Here is a 16,090-nt window from a genome sequence, read left to right on the forward strand (position 1 = left end):
CCGCCCGTGCGTCCGGAGGGGCTCAGCCCAGGGCGGACTTCACGACGTCGGCCAGCCGGCCCGCGACGGCCCGCGCCTGCTCGATGTCGGCGGCCTCCACCATGACCCGCACCAGCGGCTCCGTACCCGACTGGCGCAGCAGGACGCGCCCGGTCTCGCCCAGCTCCCGCTCCGCCTCCGTGACGGCCGCGGCCAGCTCGGCGGAGGTGTTCACCCGGGTCTTGTCGACGTCGGGCACGTTGATGAGGACCTGCGGCAGGCGCTGCATGACCCCGGCCAGCTCGGAGAGGCTGCGGCCGGTGGCGGCGACACGGGCCGCCAGCATCAGGCCGGTCAGCGTGCCGTCGCCGGTCGTGGCGTGGTCCAGGACGATGACGTGCCCGGACTGCTCGCCGCCGAGCGCGTAGCCCTCGGCCTTCATCGACTCCAGGACGTACCGGTCGCCGACCGCCGTCTGGACCAGCTGGATGCCCTCGCGCTCCATGGCCAGCTTGAAGCCGAGGTTCGACATCACCGTGCCGACGACGGTCTGCTTGCGCAGCCGGCCGGCGTCCCGCATCGCGAGGGCCAGGACGGCGAGGATCTGGTCGCCGTCGACCTCCTCGCCCGCCGCGTCCACCGCGAGGCAGCGGTCGGCGTCCCCGTCGTGGGCGATGCCGAGGTCGGCCCCGTGCTCGACGACGGCGGCGCGGAGCAGGTCCAGGTGGGTGGAGCCGCAGCCGTCGTTGATGTTCAGGCCGTCCGGGTCCGCCCCGATGGTGACGACCTCGGCCCCGGCCCGCGTGAACGCCTCGGGCGAGACCCGGGCGGCGGCGCCGTGCGCCTCGTCCAGGACGACCTTGAGGCCGTCGAGCCGGTTGGGCAGGACGCCGATGAGGTGGGCGACGTACCGGTCGAAGCCTTCCGTGTAGTCGGTGACCCGGCCGACGCCCGCGCCGGTCGGGCGGTCCCACGGCTCGCCGGTGCGGTGCTGCTCGTAGACCGTCTCGATGCGGTCCTCCAGCTCGTCGGCGAGCTTGTGGCCGCCGCGCGCGAAGAACTTGACGCCGTTGTCGGGCATCGCGTTGTGGCTGGCGGAGAGCATCACGCCGATGTCCGCGCCGAGCGCTCCGGTGAGGTACGCGACGGCGGGCGTCGGCAGCACGCCCACGCGCAGCACGTCCACGCCGGCGCTGGCCAGACCCGCCACGACGGCGGCCTCCAGGAACTCTCCGGATGCGCGCGGATCACGTCCGACCACGGCCGTCGGGCGATGGCCCGCGAAGGTGCCCGCCTCGGCGAGTACGTGCGCCGCCGCGACCGAGAGGCCGAGCGCGAGCTCGGCCGTCAGATCGGCGTTGGCGACACCGCGTACCCCGTCCGTACCGAAGAGTCGTCCCACTGGTGTCCTCCGAAGTGCTCCGAAACCACAAACCACTACTGCACAGCACGCGCGCTGAGCAACCAAACAACGAAATCCGATGAAAACCTGCAAAAAGCCACATCGGGCGGCAGGGCAGGGTCGTCCCCGAGATGCACGACGGCGGCGCCCGCCGGGCCGCGGCCCGTCCGACCCTGCCGGGGTCCGCACGAACCCGTCCGGTCCGATGAACGCCTTATGCCGTTATACGCCCGCGAGCCTCGATAAACGAACGCCCCGGCAGCACGGTGTGTGCCGCCGGGGCGAACGTGACAGTCGAGCAGGCGATATTTAGCGCTTGCTGTACTGCGGGGCCTTACGGGCCTTCTTGAGACCGGCCTTCTTGCGCTCGACCGCACGGTCGTCGCGGGAGAGGAAGCCGGCCTTCTTCAGCGTGGCGCGGTTGTTGTCCACGTCCGCCTCGTTCAGCGCGCGGGCCACGCCGAGGCGCAGGGCGCCGGCCTGACCGGAGACGCCGCCACCCGAGATGCGGGCGATGACGTCGTAGCGGCCGTCGAGCTCGAGCACCTTGAAGGGCTCGTTGACTTCCTGCTGGTGCACCTTGTTGGGGAAGTAGTCCTCAAGGGTGCGACCGTTGATCTTCCACTTGCCGGTGCCCGGGACGATCCGGACGCGGGCGATGGCGTTCTTGCGGCGGCCCAGGCCGGCGGCGGGCTGCGGGTCGCCGAAGCGGCCGGCGAGCGACTCGGAGGTGTACTCACCCTCGACGGGGACCTCCGACTCGAAGGTGGTCACCTCGGCGAAGGTCTCCTCGCCATCGGTGCCGACCGTGTCGTCGGCGGTCGTCTCAACAGTGGTCTCGGCCACGATTCTCCTCAGATCTTTCTGTATGTCTTAGGGGGTGGCCGGAACTACTGCGCGACCTGGGTGATCTCGAACGGCACCGGCTGCTGAGCAGCGTGCGGGTGCTGGTCGCCCGCGTAGACCTTGAGCTTCGAGAGCATCTGACGGCCCAGGGTGTTCTTGGGGATCATGCCCTTGATGGCCTTCTCGACGGCCTTCTCGGGGTTCTTCGCGAGCAGCTCGTCGTAGCGCACCGAACGGAGACCGCCCGGGAAGCCCGAGTGGCGGTACGCCATCTTCTGGGTCTTCTTGTTGCCGGACAGGTGAACCTTGTCGGCGTTGATGATGATGACGAAGTCGCCCATGTCCATGTGGGGGGCGTAGATCGCCTTGTGCTTGCCGCGGAGGAGGTTCGCCGCCGTGGTGGCCAGACGGCCCAGGACGATGTCCTGCGCGTCGATGATGTGCCACTGGCGAGTGACATCGCCGGGCTTGGGGCTGTACGTACGCACTTCGTAGCCTTCGCTTCTTCAGTGGATGAGGTCCAGACACATGGCACCCCTGAAGCGATCATGCAGCTGGGGCTCACAATGCCGGGACACGACGCCCGTATGCGAGCCACTGGTAACTGCTCCAGAGAACCTACGTATGGGCCCTTCGCGCCATGACAGCGCAGCCGATACGCATAACAAACCAGAAGACTACCGGTCGGCCCCCACGGCGGTCAAAACGCCCCCGAGCGCACCGTCGGCCGCCGGCGCCCGCCGAGGTCACCGCGCCCGGTCCACCCGCCGCTCGTCCCACACCGGCTCCGCCGTCTCCCGGACCACCCCGTCCGAGCCGAAGACCAGGTACCGGTCGAAAGACTTCGCGAACCACCGGTCGTGCGTGACCGCCATCACCGTGCCGTCGTACACCTCCAGACCGTCCTGCAGCGCCTCCGCCGACTCCAGGTCCAGGTTGTCCGTCGGCTCGTCCAGCAGCAGCGCCGTCGTACCGGCCAGCTCCAGCAGCAGGATCTGGAACCGGGCCTGCTGCCCGCCGGACAGCTTCTCGAACGGCTGGTCGCCCTGCCGCTCCAGCTCGTACCGGCGCAGCACCGACATCGCCCCGCCCCGGTCCTTGGCGTGCTCGGTCCAGAGGATGTCCACCAGCGTCCTGCCCAGCAGCTCCGGGTGGGCGTGGGTCTGCGCGAAGTGCCCCGGCACGACCCGCGCACCGAGCTTCCACTCCCCCGTGTGCGCCACCGGCTCCCCCGCCAGCAGCCGCAGGAAGTGCGACTTGCCCGACCCGTTGGAGCCGAGGACCGCGACCCGCTCCCCGTAGTAGATCTCCAGGTCGAACGGCTTCATCAGCCCGGTCAGCTCCAGGCCCTCGCAGGTCACCGCCCGCACCCCGGTCCGCCCGCCGCGCAGCCGCATCCTGATGTCCTGCTCGCGCGGCGGCTCCGGCGGCGGGCCCGCCTCCTCGAACTTCTTGAAGCGGGTCTGCATCGCGTGGTAGCGGTTGGCCATGTCGGGGCTGTTCGCCGCCTGCTGCCGCATCCGCAGGACGAGCGCCTTCAGCCGGGCGTGCTCCTCCTGCCAGCGCCGCAGCAGCTCCTCGAACCGCGCGAACCGCTCCTTGCGCGCCTCGTGGTACGTGGCGAAGCCGCCGCCGTGCACCCAGACGTCGCTGCCCGCCGGGCTCGGCTCGACGCTGACGATCTTCTCGGCGGCCCGGGACAGCAGCTCCCGGTCGTGGGAGACGAAGAGGACCGTCTTACGGGTCTCCTTCAGCTTCTCCTCCAGCCACCGCTTGCCCGGCACGTCCAGATAGTTGTCCGGCTCGTCCAGCAGCAGGACCTCGTCGGGCCCGCGCAGCAGCGCCTCCAGCACCAGCCGCTTCTGCTCGCCGCCGCTGAGGGTGCGCACCTCGCGCCACTGCGCCTTCTCGTACGGGACGCCCAGCGCGGCCGTGGTGCACATGTCCCACACGGTCTCGGCCTCGTACCCGCGCGCCTCCGCCCAGTCGCTCAGCGCCTGCGCGTACGCCATCTGCGCGGCCTCGTCGTCGACGGTGAGGATCCTCTCCTCCGCCGCGTCGACCGCCTTCGCCGCCTCCCGGATGCGCGGCTGCGCCACCGACACCAGCAGGTCCCGAACGGTCCGCTCGTCGCGCACCGAGCCCACGAACTGCGGCATCACCCCGAGGCCGCCGCTCACCGACACCGTGCCGCCGTGCGGCTGGAGCTCACCGGCGAGCAGCCGGAGCAGGGTCGTCTTGCCCGCCCCGTTCGCCCCGACGAGCGCGACGACGGCGCCGTCGGCCACCCGGAAGGAGGCGTCGCCGAGCAGCACCCGCCCGTCCGGAAGGTAGTACTCCAGATGGCCTGCTTCAAGATGTCCCATACCGAGCATTGTCACGGTCCGCGAACGCTTGGCCCAACCGGTTTACGCGCCCCTCTAAACTGCGCGCATGAGCTTTGGGCATGGGGGGGCCTCCTGGGGGCCCGGGGGCGGCGGGACTCCGGACTGGGCGGCGCTGGCGGAGCAGTCCGCGGCGCGGGCCCGGCGGAGGAAACTCCTGATGATCGGCGGCGGCGCGCTGGCCACGGTGGCGGTCGGCGCGATCGTGACCGCCGCCGTGGTCACGTCGAACGGCGGCGGCGCGGGCAAGGCCGACAGCGGCGCGAGCCGGCTGCCCTCACCGGCCGAACTCCCGGCGGAGTCCGCCGTGCCCGCGCCGTCCTTCTCCTCGGTCGCCCCGCCGCCCCCGCCGGACCCCAAGGAGTACATATCCAGCGCCGAGAAGGACAAGGCGCCGGTCACCGTCGAGGGGTTCTTCCCCGGCAAGAGGCTCACCATGGGCGACCGCGTCCACCTCAAGGGCGCGACGAGCAGTTCCGCGACGTGCTCGACCGGCACCCAGGGCGCCCTCGGCGCCGTCCTCACGGACAACGGCTGCACCCGGCTCCTCCGCGCCACCTACCGCAAGGACGGGGTGGCCATGACGGTCGGCGTCGCCGTCTTCGCCACGGAGGCCCGCGCCAAGAAGGCCGTCGAGCAGGCTTCGGGCGGACTGGCCTCCCTCAGCGGCGGCGGTATCGGCACCTTCTGCCGCGGCGGTACGGTCTGCCTGCGCACGTCCAACTCCTACGGCCGCTACGCCTACTTCACCATCGGCGGCTTCACCAGCGGCAAACGGGTCACCACCGCCGACAAGGACGTCTACGCCGTCAACAAGGACCTGACGAACTTCACGTTCCGTCAGATCCACCAGCGGGGCCGGCTCCAGGCGTCCCAGGCCGCGGCCGACCCCGGCTGACGGCCCCGGCGGCTCCACGCCCCCGCCGGACTCCCGAGCGGGCACCCGGGAGTCCGGGACCGCCGGTGAGCGGGCGGCCCGCTCAGCAGCAGCCGGCCCCCGGCAGCGTCCGTACGTTCCGGGCCTCTTCGGCCCGCGCCGCCAGCAAGTCGTCCGCCGGGTACGCCACTTCCTCCAGCGTCAGCCCGTGCGGGCGCACCACGTGCACCCCGGGGTCGCGCACCTTCGCCGCCAGCACCTCGGCGGGCCAGGAGGCCGGCCGCCGCCCGTCGCCGACGAACAGCGCCGCCCCGATCAACGCCCGCACCATGTTGTGGCAGAACGCGTCCGCCTGCACGGTCGCGGTGAGCACCCCGGAATCCGGGTCCCGCGCCCAGCTCAGCTTCTGGAGCGTCCGGATGGTCGTCGCGCCCTCACGCTTCTTGCAGTACGCGGCGAAGTCGTGCTCCCCCGCCATCGGCGCCGCCGCCTCGTTCATCGCGTCCACGTCCAACGGCCGGTCGTGCCACAGGACATGGCCGCGCGTCAGCGGATCGACCCCGCCCGGCCGGTCGCCCACCCGGTAGGCGTAGCGCCGCCACAGCGCGGAGAAGCGGGCGTTGAACCCCGCCGGGGCGGGGGCCGCCCGCCAGATCCGTACGTCCTGCGGCAGCCGGCCCGCCAGCCGCCGCAGCAGCTTCTCCTCGTGCTCCGCCCAGAGCGCTTCGGGCAGGTCCACATGGGCGACCTGGCCGCGCGCGTGCACCCCGGCGTCCGTGCGGCCCGCCACCGTCAGGCCGTACGTCACCGCCGAGCGGGTCACGGTCCGCAGCGCGTCCTCGATCTCCCCCTGCACCGTGCGCCGGCCGGTCTGCTTCGCCCAGCCGGAGAAGTCCTTGCCGTCGTACGACAGGTCCAGCCGCACCCGTACGAAACCGGGCTCCGCCTCGTCACTCACCGCGTCTCCCTCTCCTCACCCTGATCAAGCGAAACGGGCCCGCACCGCCCCGAAGGGTGATGCGGGCCCGTCCCGTGGTCCGGCTCAGAACGCTCAGGCGTCCTTGCCCTTTTCGTCAGCCGCTTCCGCGGCGGGCGCGTCGTCGGCCGGCTTGGCGTCCTCGGCGGACTCGGCCGCGGGGGCCTCGTCCTTCTTGAGGGCGTCTTCCTTGACCGCGCGCTTCGTGGCGGCCTCGGCCTCACCGGTGGCCTGCTGGGCCACGGTCAGCGCCTCGACCAGCTCGATCACGGCCATCGGGGCGTTGTCGCCACGACGGTTGCCGATCTTGGTGATACGGGTGTAACCACCGGGGCGGTTCTCGTACCGGGGAGCGATCTCGGTGAAGAGCGTGTGGACGACGCTCTTGTCCGTGATCGTCTGGAGCACCAGGCGACGGTTGTGGATGTCGCCCTTCTTCGCCTTGGTGACGAGGCGCTCGGCGACGGGGCGCAGGCGGCGGGCCTTGGCCTCGGTCGTCGTGATGCGGCCGTGCTCGAACAGCGACTTCGCCAGGTTGGCGAGGAGCAGCTTCTCGTGCGCGGCGCTGCCGCCCAGACGGGCACCCTTGGCGGGACGCGGCATGGTGATTCTCCTTGTGTGCTGCACCGGCCGTATCAGGTACCGGTGTCAGTTCCCGTGCGGCGGACGCCTCACGGAAGTCGTGCGGGTGGTGCTCAGTACTGCTCGGTCTCCACGAAACCGGCGTCCGCGTCGTCGTCCGCGCCGAAGGCGTCGGCGGCGGCGGTCGGGTCGAAGCCGGGAGGCGAGTCCTTGAGCGCGAGGCCCATACCGGCCAGCTTCGCCTTGACCTCGTCGATCGACTTGGCGCCGAAGTTGCGGATGTCGAGCAGGTCCGCCTCGGAGCGGGCCACGAGCTCACCCACGGAGTGGATGCCCTCGCGCTTGAGGCAGTTGTACGAACGGACCGTGAGCTCCAGCTCCTCGATCGGCAGCGCCAGATCGGCGGCGAGCGCGGCGTCCGTCGGGGACGGGCCCATGTCGATGCCCTCGGCGTCGATGTTGAGCTCGCGCGCCAGACCGAACAGCTCGACCAGGGTCTTGCCGGCCGACGCCATGGCGTCACGGGGGCGCATGGCCTGCTTGGTCTCGACGTCGACGATCAGCTTGTCGAAGTCGGTGCGCTGCTCGACACGGGTCGCCTCGACCTTGTACGTGACCTTGAGCACCGGCGAGTAGATGGAGTCGACCGGGATGCGGCCGATCTCCTGGCCGACCTGCTTGTTCTGGACGGCGGAGACGTAGCCGCGACCGCGCTCGACGGTCAGCTCCATCTCCAGCTTGCCCTTGCCGTTGAGCGTGGCGAGAACGAGGTCGGGGTTGTGCACCTCGACACCGGCCGGGGGCGCGATGTCGGCGGCGGTGACCAGACCCGGGCCCTGCTTGCGCAGGTACATCACGACCGGCTCGTCGTGCTCCGAGGAGACGACCAGCTGCTTGATGTTGAGGATGAGGTCGGTGACGTCCTCCTTGACGCCCGGCACGGTGGTGAACTCGTGCAGAACGCCGTCGATCCGGATGCTGGTGACAGCGGCGCCCGGGATCGAGGAGAGGAGGGTGCGGCGGAGGGAGTTGCCGAGGGTGTAGCCGAAGCCCGGCTCCAGCGGCTCGATCACGAACCGGGAGCGGAACTCGTCGACGACCTCTTCGGTCAGCGACGGACGCTGAGCGATAAGCATGCGGTGATCCTTCGATCGTGGGCACCCACTATTTGATGCCCGACAGAGGTAACAAGGGTACGGGCGGTACGCCCCGAATGGGGTGTACCGCCCGGACCCGGCGCTACTGACGCACGGCCGTCACCGGCCGTCGCGGGTCAGACGCGGCGACGCTTCGGCGGACGGCAGCCGTTGTGCGGCGTCGGGGTGACGTCCTGGATCGAGCCGACCTCGAGGCCGGTGGCCTGGAGGGAGCGGATCGCGGTCTCACGGCCGGAGCCGGGTCCCTTGACGAAGACGTCGACCTTGCGCATGCCGTGCTCCTGCGCGCGGCGGGCGGCCGACTCGGCGGCCATCTGCGCGGCGAAGGGGGTGGACTTGCGCGAGCCCTTGAAGCCGACGTGGCCGGCGGAGGCCCAGGAGATCACGTTGCCCGAGGGGTCCGTGATCGAGACGATGGTGTTGTTGAACGTGCTCTTGATGTGCGCGTGGCCGTGAGCGACGTTCTTCTTTTCCTTGCGACGCACCTTCTTGGCTGCGCCCTGACGACCCTTGGGGGGCATGTCTTGACTCCAGATGGAGAGGGGAGGTGATCGGTCCTACAGCGAAGACCGCTGGTTGCTGCGGGGCCCGGAGAACCGGAGGTCCGCAGTGCGTCCGCTGAGGACTACTTCTTGCCCGGCTTCTTCTTACCGGCGATGGCGCGACGCGGGCCCTTGCGGGTACGCGCGTTCGTGCTGGTGCGCTGACCGTGGACCGGCAGACCGCGGCGGTGACGAATGCCCTGGTAGCAGCCGATCTCGATCTTGCGGCGGATGTCGCCCTGGACCTCGCGGCGGAGGTCGCCCTCGGTGCGGAGGTTGGCGTCCACGTACTCGCGGATCTTGACGAGGTCTTCCTCGGCAAGGTCGCGGACGCGGGCGTCCGGGTTCACGCCGGTGCTGGCGAGGATCTCCTTGGACCGGGTGCGCCCGATGCCGAAGACGTAGGTGAGGGCAACCTCCACGCGCTTTTCGCGCGGGATGTCAACACCTGAAACGCGTGCCATTCAATGGCTCCAGTTGTCATATCGGGGGTCTTCCGCAGCACCGCTCCCGACCGCCGACCGCTCACGAGAAGCGGTGGTACGCCCGGGTCCCCGGCCCCCGCCGGAGGTGTCGTCAGCCGTGGCTTGGACGGGTACTGCGTATGTACGTATTACGTGCGTCGCGCGAAGAACTGCGAGATGCAGGCGGTCGTGCGTCAGCCCTGGCGCTGCTTGTGGCGCAGGTTGTCGCAGATGACCATGACCCGACCGTGGCGGCGGATCACCTTGCACTTGTCGCAGATCTTCTTGACGCTCGGCTTGACCTTCATGGGATGTCAGGTTCTCCGGGTCAGTGCCATCATCCGCCGAAACGGGATGGGGGCAAGATCTACTTGTAGCGGTAGACGATCCGGCCGCGCGTGAGGTCGTACGGAGAAAGCTCCACCACAACACGGTCATCGGGGAGGATACGGATGTAGTGCATCCGCATCTTGCCGCTGATGTGCGCCAGGACCTTGTGACCGTTCTGGAGCTCCACCTTGAACATTGCGTTCGGGAGGGACTCGATCACGGTGCCCTCAATCTCGATGGCACCTTGCTTCTTGGCCACGCTTCGCCTTTCGAATCGGCTACCTTGATCGGCTCTCGCGTATCGCGTGTGCAACATGCGGGCACACGGATGCACCAGAGCCGACGAGTCAGTCTACGTCAGCGGACTCCAAAAGACGAATCCGTCAAGTTTGCCCACTGCCGGTGATCCTTAGACCTGTCGGAGGGGTGGTATCGGGGCGCCGGCCGTCCGGCGGTCGGCCGGGCGGGAGCCGGGGTCAGCCCAGCGGGTCCGGCGCCGCCTCGATGCCGTACTCCGCCAGCTTCGCCTTCCCGCAGTCCGGGGCGGTCAGGACCAGGGGCCCCTGCTCGGTCAGCGCGATGGAGTGCTCCCAGTGCGAGGACCAGGTCCCGTCCGTCGTGATGACCGTCCAGTCGTCGGCCAGCGTCTCCGTACGGGCCGTTCCGAGCGAGACCATCGGCTCGATCGCCAGGCAGACGCCCGGGACCAGCTTGATGCCCTTGCCGCGCTTGCGGGAGACGTAGTTCAGCAGGTGCGGGTCCATGTGCATCTCGGTACCGATGCCGTGGCCGCCGAAGTCCTCGATGATCCCGTACTTCCCCGTCGCCGGACGGGGCTGGCGCCGGATGTAGGTCTCGATCGCCCGGGAGACGTCCACGAGGCGGTTGTTCACCTTCATCGCGGCGATCCCGGCCCACATCGACTCCTCGGTCACCCGCGAGAGCTCGACCAGCTCCGGTGCGTGACCGGTGCCCACGAAGGCCGTGTACGCGGCGTCGCCGTGCCAGCCGTCGACGATCGCACCGGCGTCGATGGAGATGATGTCGCCGTCCTTGAGGACCGTCTTCTCGTCCGGGATGCCGTGGACGACGACCTCGTTGACCGAGGTGCAGATGGTCGCGGGGAACCCGCCGTACCCGAGGAAGTTCGACTTCGCGCCGTGGTCGGCGATGACCTTCCGGGCGACCTGGTCCAAGTCGTGCGTGGTGGCCCCGGGCACGGCCGCCTCGCGGGTGGCGGCGTGAATGGCGGCGACCACCAGGCCCGCCTCACGCATCTTCGCGATCTGCTCGGGGGTCTTGATCTGCACCATTGCTCGGCGCCTCTCTGCATCGACGGTGGCGGGTACGGCTCGGCGTGTTCAACGATACGGGCGCAAGCAGTCGGCCGCGGCGCCCAGAGGCGCCGCGGCCGGCTTGCACAGCGGGGTGGTGCGGGGAGGCTCAGCCCTCGTTCGAGGACTTCAGCGCCTCCATGGCGCGGGCGGTCACGTCCGCGACCTCGCCCAGCGCGGAGATGGTCACCACCAGGCCCTGGGCCCGGTAGTAGTCGATGATCGGCTCGGTCTGCGTGTGGTAGACCTCCAGCCGGGTGCGGACCGTCTCCTCGCTGTCGTCGTGGCGCTGGTACAGCTCGCCGCCGCAGGCGTCGCAGACGCCCTCGGTCTTCGGCGGGCTGTACGACAGGTGGAAGACGTGCGAGCTGTCCTTGCGGCAGACGCGACGGCCCGCGATCCGCTTCACGACCTCTTCCTCGGGGACCTCCAGATCGAGGACCGCGTCCAGCTTCACGCCCTCGTCCTTGAGCATCGCGTCAAGGGCTTCGGCCTGGCCCACATTCCGCGGGAAGCCGTCCAGCAGGAAGCCGTTCACGGCGTCCGACTGGGACATGCGGTCCTTGGCCATCCCGATGGTGACCTCGTCCGGCACCAGCTGTCCCGCGTCGATGTAGGCGCGGGCCTGCTTGCCAAGGTCCGTGCCCTGGCTCATGTTGGCGCGGAACAGGTCACCCGTGGAGATGTGCGGAATCGACAGGTTCTTGGCAAGGTACGCAGCCTGCGTTCCCTTGCCGGCACCCGGAGGCCCGACGAGGACGATTCGCATCAGCGGAGGAACCCTTCGTAATTGCGCTGCTGGAGCTGACTCTCGATCTGCTTCACGGTTTCCAGACCCACACCCACGATGATGAGGATGCTCGTCCCGCCGAACGGGAAGTTCTGGTTAGCTCCGCCGAAGCCTGCCAACGCCATCGTCGGCACCAGAGCGATCAGGCCCAGATACAGCGAGCCCGGCCAAGTGATCCTGTTGAGCACGTAGCTCAGGTACTCGGCAGTAGGTCGGCCTGCCCGGATACCCGGGATGAAGCCACCATACTTCTTCATGTTGTCGGCGACTTCGTCGGGGTTGAACGAAATGGCCACGTAGAAGAAGGCGAAGAACACGATCAGCACGAAGTACGTCGCGATGTAGTACGGGTGCGTACCGGTCACGAAGTTGTCCTGGATCCACGTCGCCCAGCCGGCGGTGGACTGGGAGAACTGGACGATCAGCGCCGGGATGTAGAGCAGCGACGAGGCGAAGATGACCGGGATCACGCCCGCCTGGTTCACCTTGAGCGGGATGTACGTCGACGTACCGCCGTAGGAGCGGCGCCCGATCATGCGCTTCGCGTACTGCACCGGGATACGGCGCTGGGCCTGCTCGACGAAGACGACGAGGCCCACCATCACGAAGCCGACCAGAATGACCGTGCCGAACTCGATCCAGCCGTCGGCCAGCTTGCCGCTCTCCTTGATGGCCCACAGGGCGCCCGGGAACGTGGCGGCGATCGAGATGAACATCAGGATCGACATGCCGTTGCCGATGCCGCGGTCGGTGATCAGCTCACCGAGCCACATGACGGCGGCCGTACCGGCGGTCATCGTGATGACCATGATGATCGTGGTGAAGATCGACTTGTCCGGGACGACCTGGTTGGCCACGGAGCAGTTCTGGAAGAGCGCACCGCTGCGGGCGGTGGCGACGAGGCCGGTGCCCTGGAGGACGGCCAGTGCGACCGTCAGATAACGCGTGTACTGCGTGATCTTCGCCGTGCCGGACTGCCCCTCCTTCTTCAGGGCTTCCAGCCGCGGGATCACGACGGTCAGCAGCTGGAGAATGATGCTGGCCGTGATGTACGGCATGATGCCGAGCGCGAAGATGGTGATCTGCAGCAGGGCGCCACCGCTGAACATCTGCATCAGACCGAGCAGGCCACCCGATTCGGCCGGGTCGATGCACTGCTGCACCTTCGAGTAGTCCACACCCGGGGCCGGGATGTGCGCCCCGAGCCGGTACAGCACGATGATGCCGAGCGTGAAGAGCAGCTTCTTGCGCAGGTCGGGCGTCTTGAACGCTCGGGCGAACGCGGTGAACACGGTGCCTCCTGCGACCCCCGCGCTATGCGTCAGAGGCGACGGGTCTGGATGGGTCTGGATGGGTTCGGATACAAGGCAGCCCTACATCGTAAGGAGGCCACAAAAGATGAACGGCGCTACCCTACCCGGCCCGGCACTGGGCGGGAAACACGCACCGCACGCCGGTGCACCGCCCACCTGCCGGACCGCGCCGTGGAAGACCGGTCGCGCCACACGATTTGGGACGGGTATGTCCCCTCCGCTCCTCCACCGCCGTCGCGGTGGACACCCCTTCAACCTTTCCCGAGCCTTTACGGTTCCCGTACAGCGCCCCGAACACGAAAAAACCCGGCCGGCCACCTCCGAAGAGGCGGCCGACCGGGCTCAGTCCTGTCCCGCGGCTCAGACGAGCTCGGTGACCGTACCGCCGGCGGCGGTGATCTTCTCCTTGGCGGAGCCGGAGACGGCGTCAACCGAAACCTGCAGCGCCACGGAGATCTCGCCCTGTCCGAGGACCTTGACGAGGTGGTTGTTGCGCACGGCGCCCTTGGCGACCAGGTCGGCCACCGTGACCTCTCCACCCTCGGGGTAGAGCGTCGCGAGCCTGTCCAGGTTCACGACCTGGTACTCCGTGCGGAACGGGTTCTTGAAGCCCTTGAGCTTCGGGAGACGCATGTGGAGGGGCATCTGGCCACCCTCGAAGCGCTCCGGAACCTGGTAACGAGCCTTCGTACCCTTGGTACCACGGCCTGCGGTCTTACCCTTGGACGCCTCACCACGACCCACACGGGTCTTGGCGGTCTTGGCGCCCGGGGCAGGCCGGAGGTTGTGGGCCTTCAGCGGGCTGTTCTCCGCCATGTCAGTCAACCTCCTCAACCGTCACGAGGTGGCGGACGGTGTGCACCATTCCGCGGAACTCGGGGCGGTCCTCCTTGACAACCGAGTCGTTCAGGCGCTTGAGCCCGAGCGAACGCAGGGTGTCGCGGTGGTTCTGCTTGCTGCCGATGTACGACTTGGTCTGCGTGATCTTGAGACGGGCCATTACGCACCCGCTCCCGCACGCGCACGGAGCAGAGCCGCGGGGGCGACGTCCTCGAGCGGCAGACCGCGGCGGGCCGCGATCTCCTCGGGACGCTGCAGGCCCTTGAGGGCCTCCACGGTCGCGTGCACGATGTTGATCGCGTTGGACGAGCCAAGCGACTTCGACAGGATGTCGTGAACGCCGGCGCACTCGAGCACGGCGCGCACCGGGCCACCGGCGATAACACCGGTACCGGGGGAAGCCGGCTTGAGCAGGACGACGCCCGCAGCCTTCTCGCCCGTGATCGGGTGAGGGATGGTGCCCTGGATGCGCGGGACCTTGAAGAAGTTCTTCTTGGCCTCTTCGACACCCTTGGCGATGGCCGCGGGAACTTCCTTGGCCTTGCCGTATCCGACACCGACGGTGCCGTCACCATCGCCCACCACGACGAGCGCGGTGAAGCTGAAGCGACGACCACCCTTCACAACCTTGGCGACGCGGTTGATCGCGACGACGCGCTCGACGTACGCGGTCTTCTCGGCGGCTGCGCCACCGTCGCGGCCCTTCCGGTCCCGCCGCTCGCCGCCACCGGCACCGCTTCCGCGGCGCTGGGGTCCAGCCATGGGAATTACCTCTCTCTGTTACGTCCGCTGTGCGTAGGAACCGGGGCTTAGAACTTCAGCCCGGCTTCACGGGCGGCGTCAGCCAGAGCGGCAATCCGCCCGGCGTACTGGTTGCCACCGCGGTCAAACACGACGGCCTCGACGCCTGCAGCCTTGGCACGCTCGGCGACCAGGGCGCCGACCTGCTTGGCCTGGGCGCTCTTGTCACCCTCGCCACCACGGATCGAGGTGTCCAGGGTCGACGCCGACGCGAGCGTGTGGCCCGCGATGTCGTCGATGACCTGGGCCACGATGTGGCGGTTGGAACGCGTCACGACCAGACGGGGACGCTCCGGCGAACCCGACAGGTGCTTGCGGACGCGGATGTGGCGGCGCTTGCGGGCAGCGCGCTTGTACGCGTCGCCCTTGGCGATCTTCACACCGTATGCCATGGCTACTTACCAGCCTTTCCGACCTTGCGGCGGATGACCTCGCCCGCGTACTTGACGCCCTTGGCCTTGTACGGGTCGGGCTTCCGCAGCTTGCGGATGTTGGCGGCCACTTCGCCGACCTTCTGCTTGTCGATGCCCTCGACGCTGAGCTTCGTGGGCGACTCGACCTTGAAGGTGATGCCTTCCGGCGCCTCGATGACGATCGGGTGGCTGTAGCCCAGGGCGAACTCCAGGTTGGAGCCCTTCGCCTGGACTCGGTAACCGACACCACTGATCTCGAGCGCCTTGGAGTAACCCGCGGTCACGCCGGTGATCATGTTCGCCACCAGCGTGCGGGACAGGCCGTGGAGGGCCTTGTTCTGACGCTCGTCGTTCGGGCGGGTGACGTTGAGAACGCCGTCCTCGCCCTTGGAGACCTCGATCGGCGCGGCGACGGTGTGCGTGAGGGAACCCTTGGGGCCCTTCACCGCGACCGTACGGCCATCGATGGTGACGTCCACACCGGCGGGAACCTGGATGGGGAGCTTGCCGATTCGCGACATGAGCTTTCCTTCCTTTCCCGACTACCAGACGTAGGCGAGGACTTCCCCACCTACGCCCTTCTTGCCTGCCTGCTGGCCGGTCAGGAGACCGTGGGACGTGGAGATGATCGCCACGCCCAGGCCGCCGAGGACCTTCGGCAGGTTGGTGGACTTTGCGTACACACGCAGACCCGGCTTCGAGATGCGCTTGATGCCGGCGATCGAACGCTCGCGGTTCGGACCGAACTTCAGCTCCAGGACGAGGTTCTTGCCGACCTCGGCGTCCTCGACCTTCCAGCCGGTGATGAAGCCCTCCTGCTGGAGGATCTCCGCGATGTGCGACTTGATCTTGCTGTGCGGCATCACGACGGAGTCGTGGTATGCCGAGTTCGCGTTACGCAGACGCGTGAGCATGTCTGCGATGGGATCAGTCATGGTCATGAATTGGCCTTCGGCCTCTCTCGCCGGGGTTTCCTGTATGCGCCATCCCTCTCCCCACTCACTGGCGGGACGGGTGCGGTGCGGGGACCTACGGCGTAGTAAGTCGGTCTAGGGCGGCA

Annotated in this window: 21 protein-coding genes; 1 reads left to right on the top strand and 20 read right to left on the bottom strand. The window is 68.7% G+C overall.

From position 1 onward, the window contains the following. Window positions 1-22: 22 nt before the first annotated feature. The 4 genes from glmM to AMK24_RS03580 form a co-directional block, all read right to left on the bottom strand. Entirely contained in the window at window positions 23-1,381 is a 1,359-nt protein-coding gene (gene glmM, locus AMK24_RS03565) for a phosphoglucosamine mutase (protein WP_073764864.1), read from the bottom strand. 309 nt (window positions 1,382-1,690) lie between these two features. Beyond that, entirely contained in the window at window positions 1,691-2,227 is a 537-nt protein-coding gene (gene rpsI / locus AMK24_RS03570; RefSeq protein ID WP_073764866.1) for a 30S ribosomal protein S9, read from the bottom strand. 44 nt (window positions 2,228-2,271) lie between these two features. Then, on the bottom strand, window positions 2,272-2,715 hold the full coding sequence (rplM, locus tag AMK24_RS03575) for a 50S ribosomal protein L13 (protein WP_003966932.1): 444 nt from the start codon (window positions 2,713-2,715) through the stop codon (window positions 2,272-2,274). A 258-nt stretch (window positions 2,716-2,973) separates the two neighbouring features. Next, entirely contained in the window at window positions 2,974-4,593 is a 1,620-nt protein-coding gene (locus tag AMK24_RS03580) for an ABC-F family ATP-binding cassette domain-containing protein (protein ID WP_073765653.1), read from the bottom strand. Between the two features lie 67 nt (window positions 4,594-4,660). Here AMK24_RS03580 and AMK24_RS03585 point away from each other — a divergent pair, with 67 nt between their 5' ends. Continuing rightward, window positions 4,661-5,509, top strand: coding sequence for a hypothetical protein (locus tag AMK24_RS03585; RefSeq protein WP_073764868.1), 849 nt, complete (start codon window positions 4,661-4,663; stop codon window positions 5,507-5,509). A gap of 82 nt (window positions 5,510-5,591) precedes the next feature. On the opposite strand, the gene truA is transcribed toward AMK24_RS03585, so the two are convergent. The 16 genes from truA to rpsH all read right to left on the bottom strand — a co-directional run bounded on the left by truA (window position 5,592) and on the right by rpsH (window position 15,971). Beyond that, window positions 5,592-6,446, bottom strand: coding sequence for a tRNA pseudouridine(38-40) synthase TruA (gene truA / locus AMK24_RS03590; protein WP_073764870.1), 855 nt, complete (start codon window positions 6,444-6,446; stop codon window positions 5,592-5,594). A gap of 93 nt (window positions 6,447-6,539) precedes the next feature. After that, complete coding sequence (rplQ, locus tag AMK24_RS03595; RefSeq protein ID WP_073764872.1) at window positions 6,540-7,067, bottom strand: 50S ribosomal protein L17; 528 nt, start codon at window positions 7,065-7,067, stop codon at window positions 6,540-6,542. 92 nt (window positions 7,068-7,159) lie between these two features. After that, the gene (locus tag AMK24_RS03600) at window positions 7,160-8,182 is read right to left on the bottom strand and encodes a DNA-directed RNA polymerase subunit alpha (RefSeq protein ID WP_003966937.1); all 1,023 of its coding nucleotides are present in this window, start codon (window positions 8,180-8,182) and stop codon (window positions 7,160-7,162) included. A 137-nt stretch (window positions 8,183-8,319) separates the two neighbouring features. Then, the gene (rpsK, locus tag AMK24_RS03605) at window positions 8,320-8,724 is read right to left on the bottom strand and encodes a 30S ribosomal protein S11 (RefSeq protein ID WP_003956432.1); all 405 of its coding nucleotides are present in this window, start codon (window positions 8,722-8,724) and stop codon (window positions 8,320-8,322) included. Window positions 8,725-8,828: 104 nt separating this feature from the next. Next, entirely contained in the window at window positions 8,829-9,209 is a 381-nt protein-coding gene (rpsM, locus tag AMK24_RS03610; RefSeq protein WP_007446719.1) for a 30S ribosomal protein S13, read from the bottom strand. Window positions 9,210-9,403: 194 nt separating this feature from the next. Further along, window positions 9,404-9,517 (bottom strand): 50S ribosomal protein L36, encoded by a 114-nt coding sequence (gene rpmJ, locus AMK24_RS03615; RefSeq protein WP_003956441.1) that lies wholly within the window; start codon window positions 9,515-9,517, stop codon window positions 9,404-9,406. A gap of 59 nt (window positions 9,518-9,576) precedes the next feature. Further along, entirely contained in the window at window positions 9,577-9,798 is a 222-nt protein-coding gene (infA, locus tag AMK24_RS03620; RefSeq protein WP_003956442.1) for a translation initiation factor IF-1, read from the bottom strand. 217 nt (window positions 9,799-10,015) lie between these two features. Then, on the bottom strand, window positions 10,016-10,852 hold the full coding sequence (map, locus tag AMK24_RS03625; protein WP_030709160.1) for a type I methionyl aminopeptidase: 837 nt from the start codon (window positions 10,850-10,852) through the stop codon (window positions 10,016-10,018). A 130-nt stretch (window positions 10,853-10,982) separates the two neighbouring features. Beyond that, window positions 10,983-11,642 carry an adenylate kinase gene (locus tag AMK24_RS03630; RefSeq protein ID WP_073764874.1) on the bottom strand — a complete coding sequence of 220 codons (660 nt, stop codon included), beginning with the start codon at window positions 11,640-11,642 and terminating at the stop codon, window positions 10,983-10,985. Continuing rightward, window positions 11,642-12,955 (bottom strand): preprotein translocase subunit SecY, encoded by a 1,314-nt coding sequence (gene secY / locus AMK24_RS03635; protein WP_073764876.1) that lies wholly within the window; start codon window positions 12,953-12,955, stop codon window positions 11,642-11,644. The genes AMK24_RS03630 and secY overlap by 1 nt, the downstream gene beginning before the upstream one ends. 381 nt (window positions 12,956-13,336) lie before the next feature. Further along, a complete protein-coding gene (gene rplO / locus AMK24_RS03640; RefSeq protein WP_073764878.1) occupies window positions 13,337-13,792 on the bottom strand; it encodes a 50S ribosomal protein L15 in 456 nt (151 codons plus the stop codon). A gap of 1 nt (window position 13,793) precedes the next feature. Next, window positions 13,794-13,976, bottom strand: a complete 183-nt coding sequence (gene rpmD, locus AMK24_RS03645) for a 50S ribosomal protein L30 (RefSeq protein WP_003966943.1) — start codon at window positions 13,974-13,976, stop codon at window positions 13,794-13,796. After that, the gene (rpsE, locus tag AMK24_RS03650) at window positions 13,976-14,578 is read right to left on the bottom strand and encodes a 30S ribosomal protein S5 (RefSeq protein ID WP_006126891.1); all 603 of its coding nucleotides are present in this window, start codon (window positions 14,576-14,578) and stop codon (window positions 13,976-13,978) included. Before rpsE ends, rpmD begins: the two co-directional genes overlap by 1 nt. A 47-nt stretch (window positions 14,579-14,625) precedes the next feature. Next, the gene (rplR, locus tag AMK24_RS03655) at window positions 14,626-15,009 is read right to left on the bottom strand and encodes a 50S ribosomal protein L18 (RefSeq protein WP_018490822.1); all 384 of its coding nucleotides are present in this window, start codon (window positions 15,007-15,009) and stop codon (window positions 14,626-14,628) included. 2 nt (window positions 15,010-15,011) lie between these two features. Then, a complete protein-coding gene (gene rplF / locus AMK24_RS03660; protein WP_073764880.1) occupies window positions 15,012-15,551 on the bottom strand; it encodes a 50S ribosomal protein L6 in 540 nt (179 codons plus the stop codon). A gap of 21 nt (window positions 15,552-15,572) precedes the next feature. After that, entirely contained in the window at window positions 15,573-15,971 is a 399-nt protein-coding gene (gene rpsH, locus AMK24_RS03665; RefSeq protein WP_003966947.1) for a 30S ribosomal protein S8, read from the bottom strand. Window positions 15,972-16,090 lie beyond the last annotated feature (119 nt).

It is taken from the genome of Streptomyces sp. CB02366, assembly GCF_001905905.1.
GTDB lineage: Bacteria > Actinomycetota > Actinomycetes > Streptomycetales > Streptomycetaceae > Streptomyces.

Coding starts and splice junctions, on each gene's coding strand:
- rpmJ (WP_003956441.1), bottom strand. CDS start 9,517: ATGAAGGTCAAGCCGAGCGTCAAGAAGATCTGCGACAAGTGCAAGGTG.
- rplF (WP_073764880.1), bottom strand. CDS start 15,551: ATGTCGCGAATCGGCAAGCTCCCCATCCAGGTTCCCGCCGGTGTGGAC.
- rplQ (WP_073764872.1), bottom strand. CDS start 7,067: ATGCCGCGTCCCGCCAAGGGTGCCCGTCTGGGCGGCAGCGCCGCGCAC.
- rpsM (WP_007446719.1), bottom strand. CDS start 9,209: ATGGCACGCGTTTCAGGTGTTGACATCCCGCGCGAAAAGCGCGTGGAG.
- rpsE (WP_006126891.1), bottom strand. CDS start 14,578: ATGGCTGGACCCCAGCGCCGCGGAAGCGGTGCCGGTGGCGGCGAGCGG.
- rpsH (WP_003966947.1), bottom strand. CDS start 15,971: ATGACCATGACTGATCCCATCGCAGACATGCTCACGCGTCTGCGTAAC.
- rpsK (WP_003956432.1), bottom strand. CDS start 8,724: ATGCCCCCCAAGGGTCGTCAGGGCGCAGCCAAGAAGGTGCGTCGCAAG.
- AMK24_RS03580 (WP_073765653.1), bottom strand. CDS start 4,593: ATGGGACATCTTGAAGCAGGCCATCTGGAGTACTACCTTCCGGACGGG.
- AMK24_RS03630 (WP_073764874.1), bottom strand. CDS start 11,642: ATGCGAATCGTCCTCGTCGGGCCTCCGGGTGCCGGCAAGGGAACGCAG.
- AMK24_RS03600 (WP_003966937.1), bottom strand. CDS start 8,182: ATGCTTATCGCTCAGCGTCCGTCGCTGACCGAAGAGGTCGTCGACGAG.
- AMK24_RS03585 (WP_073764868.1), top strand. CDS start 4,661: ATGAGCTTTGGGCATGGGGGGGCCTCCTGGGGGCCCGGGGGCGGCGGG.
- rpmD (WP_003966943.1), bottom strand. CDS start 13,976: ATGGCCCGTCTCAAGATCACGCAGACCAAGTCGTACATCGGCAGCAAG.
- map (WP_030709160.1), bottom strand. CDS start 10,852: ATGGTGCAGATCAAGACCCCCGAGCAGATCGCGAAGATGCGTGAGGCG.
- rplR (WP_018490822.1), bottom strand. CDS start 15,009: ATGGCATACGGTGTGAAGATCGCCAAGGGCGACGCGTACAAGCGCGCT.
- rplO (WP_073764878.1), bottom strand. CDS start 13,792: ATGGCGGAGAACAGCCCGCTGAAGGCCCACAACCTCCGGCCTGCCCCG.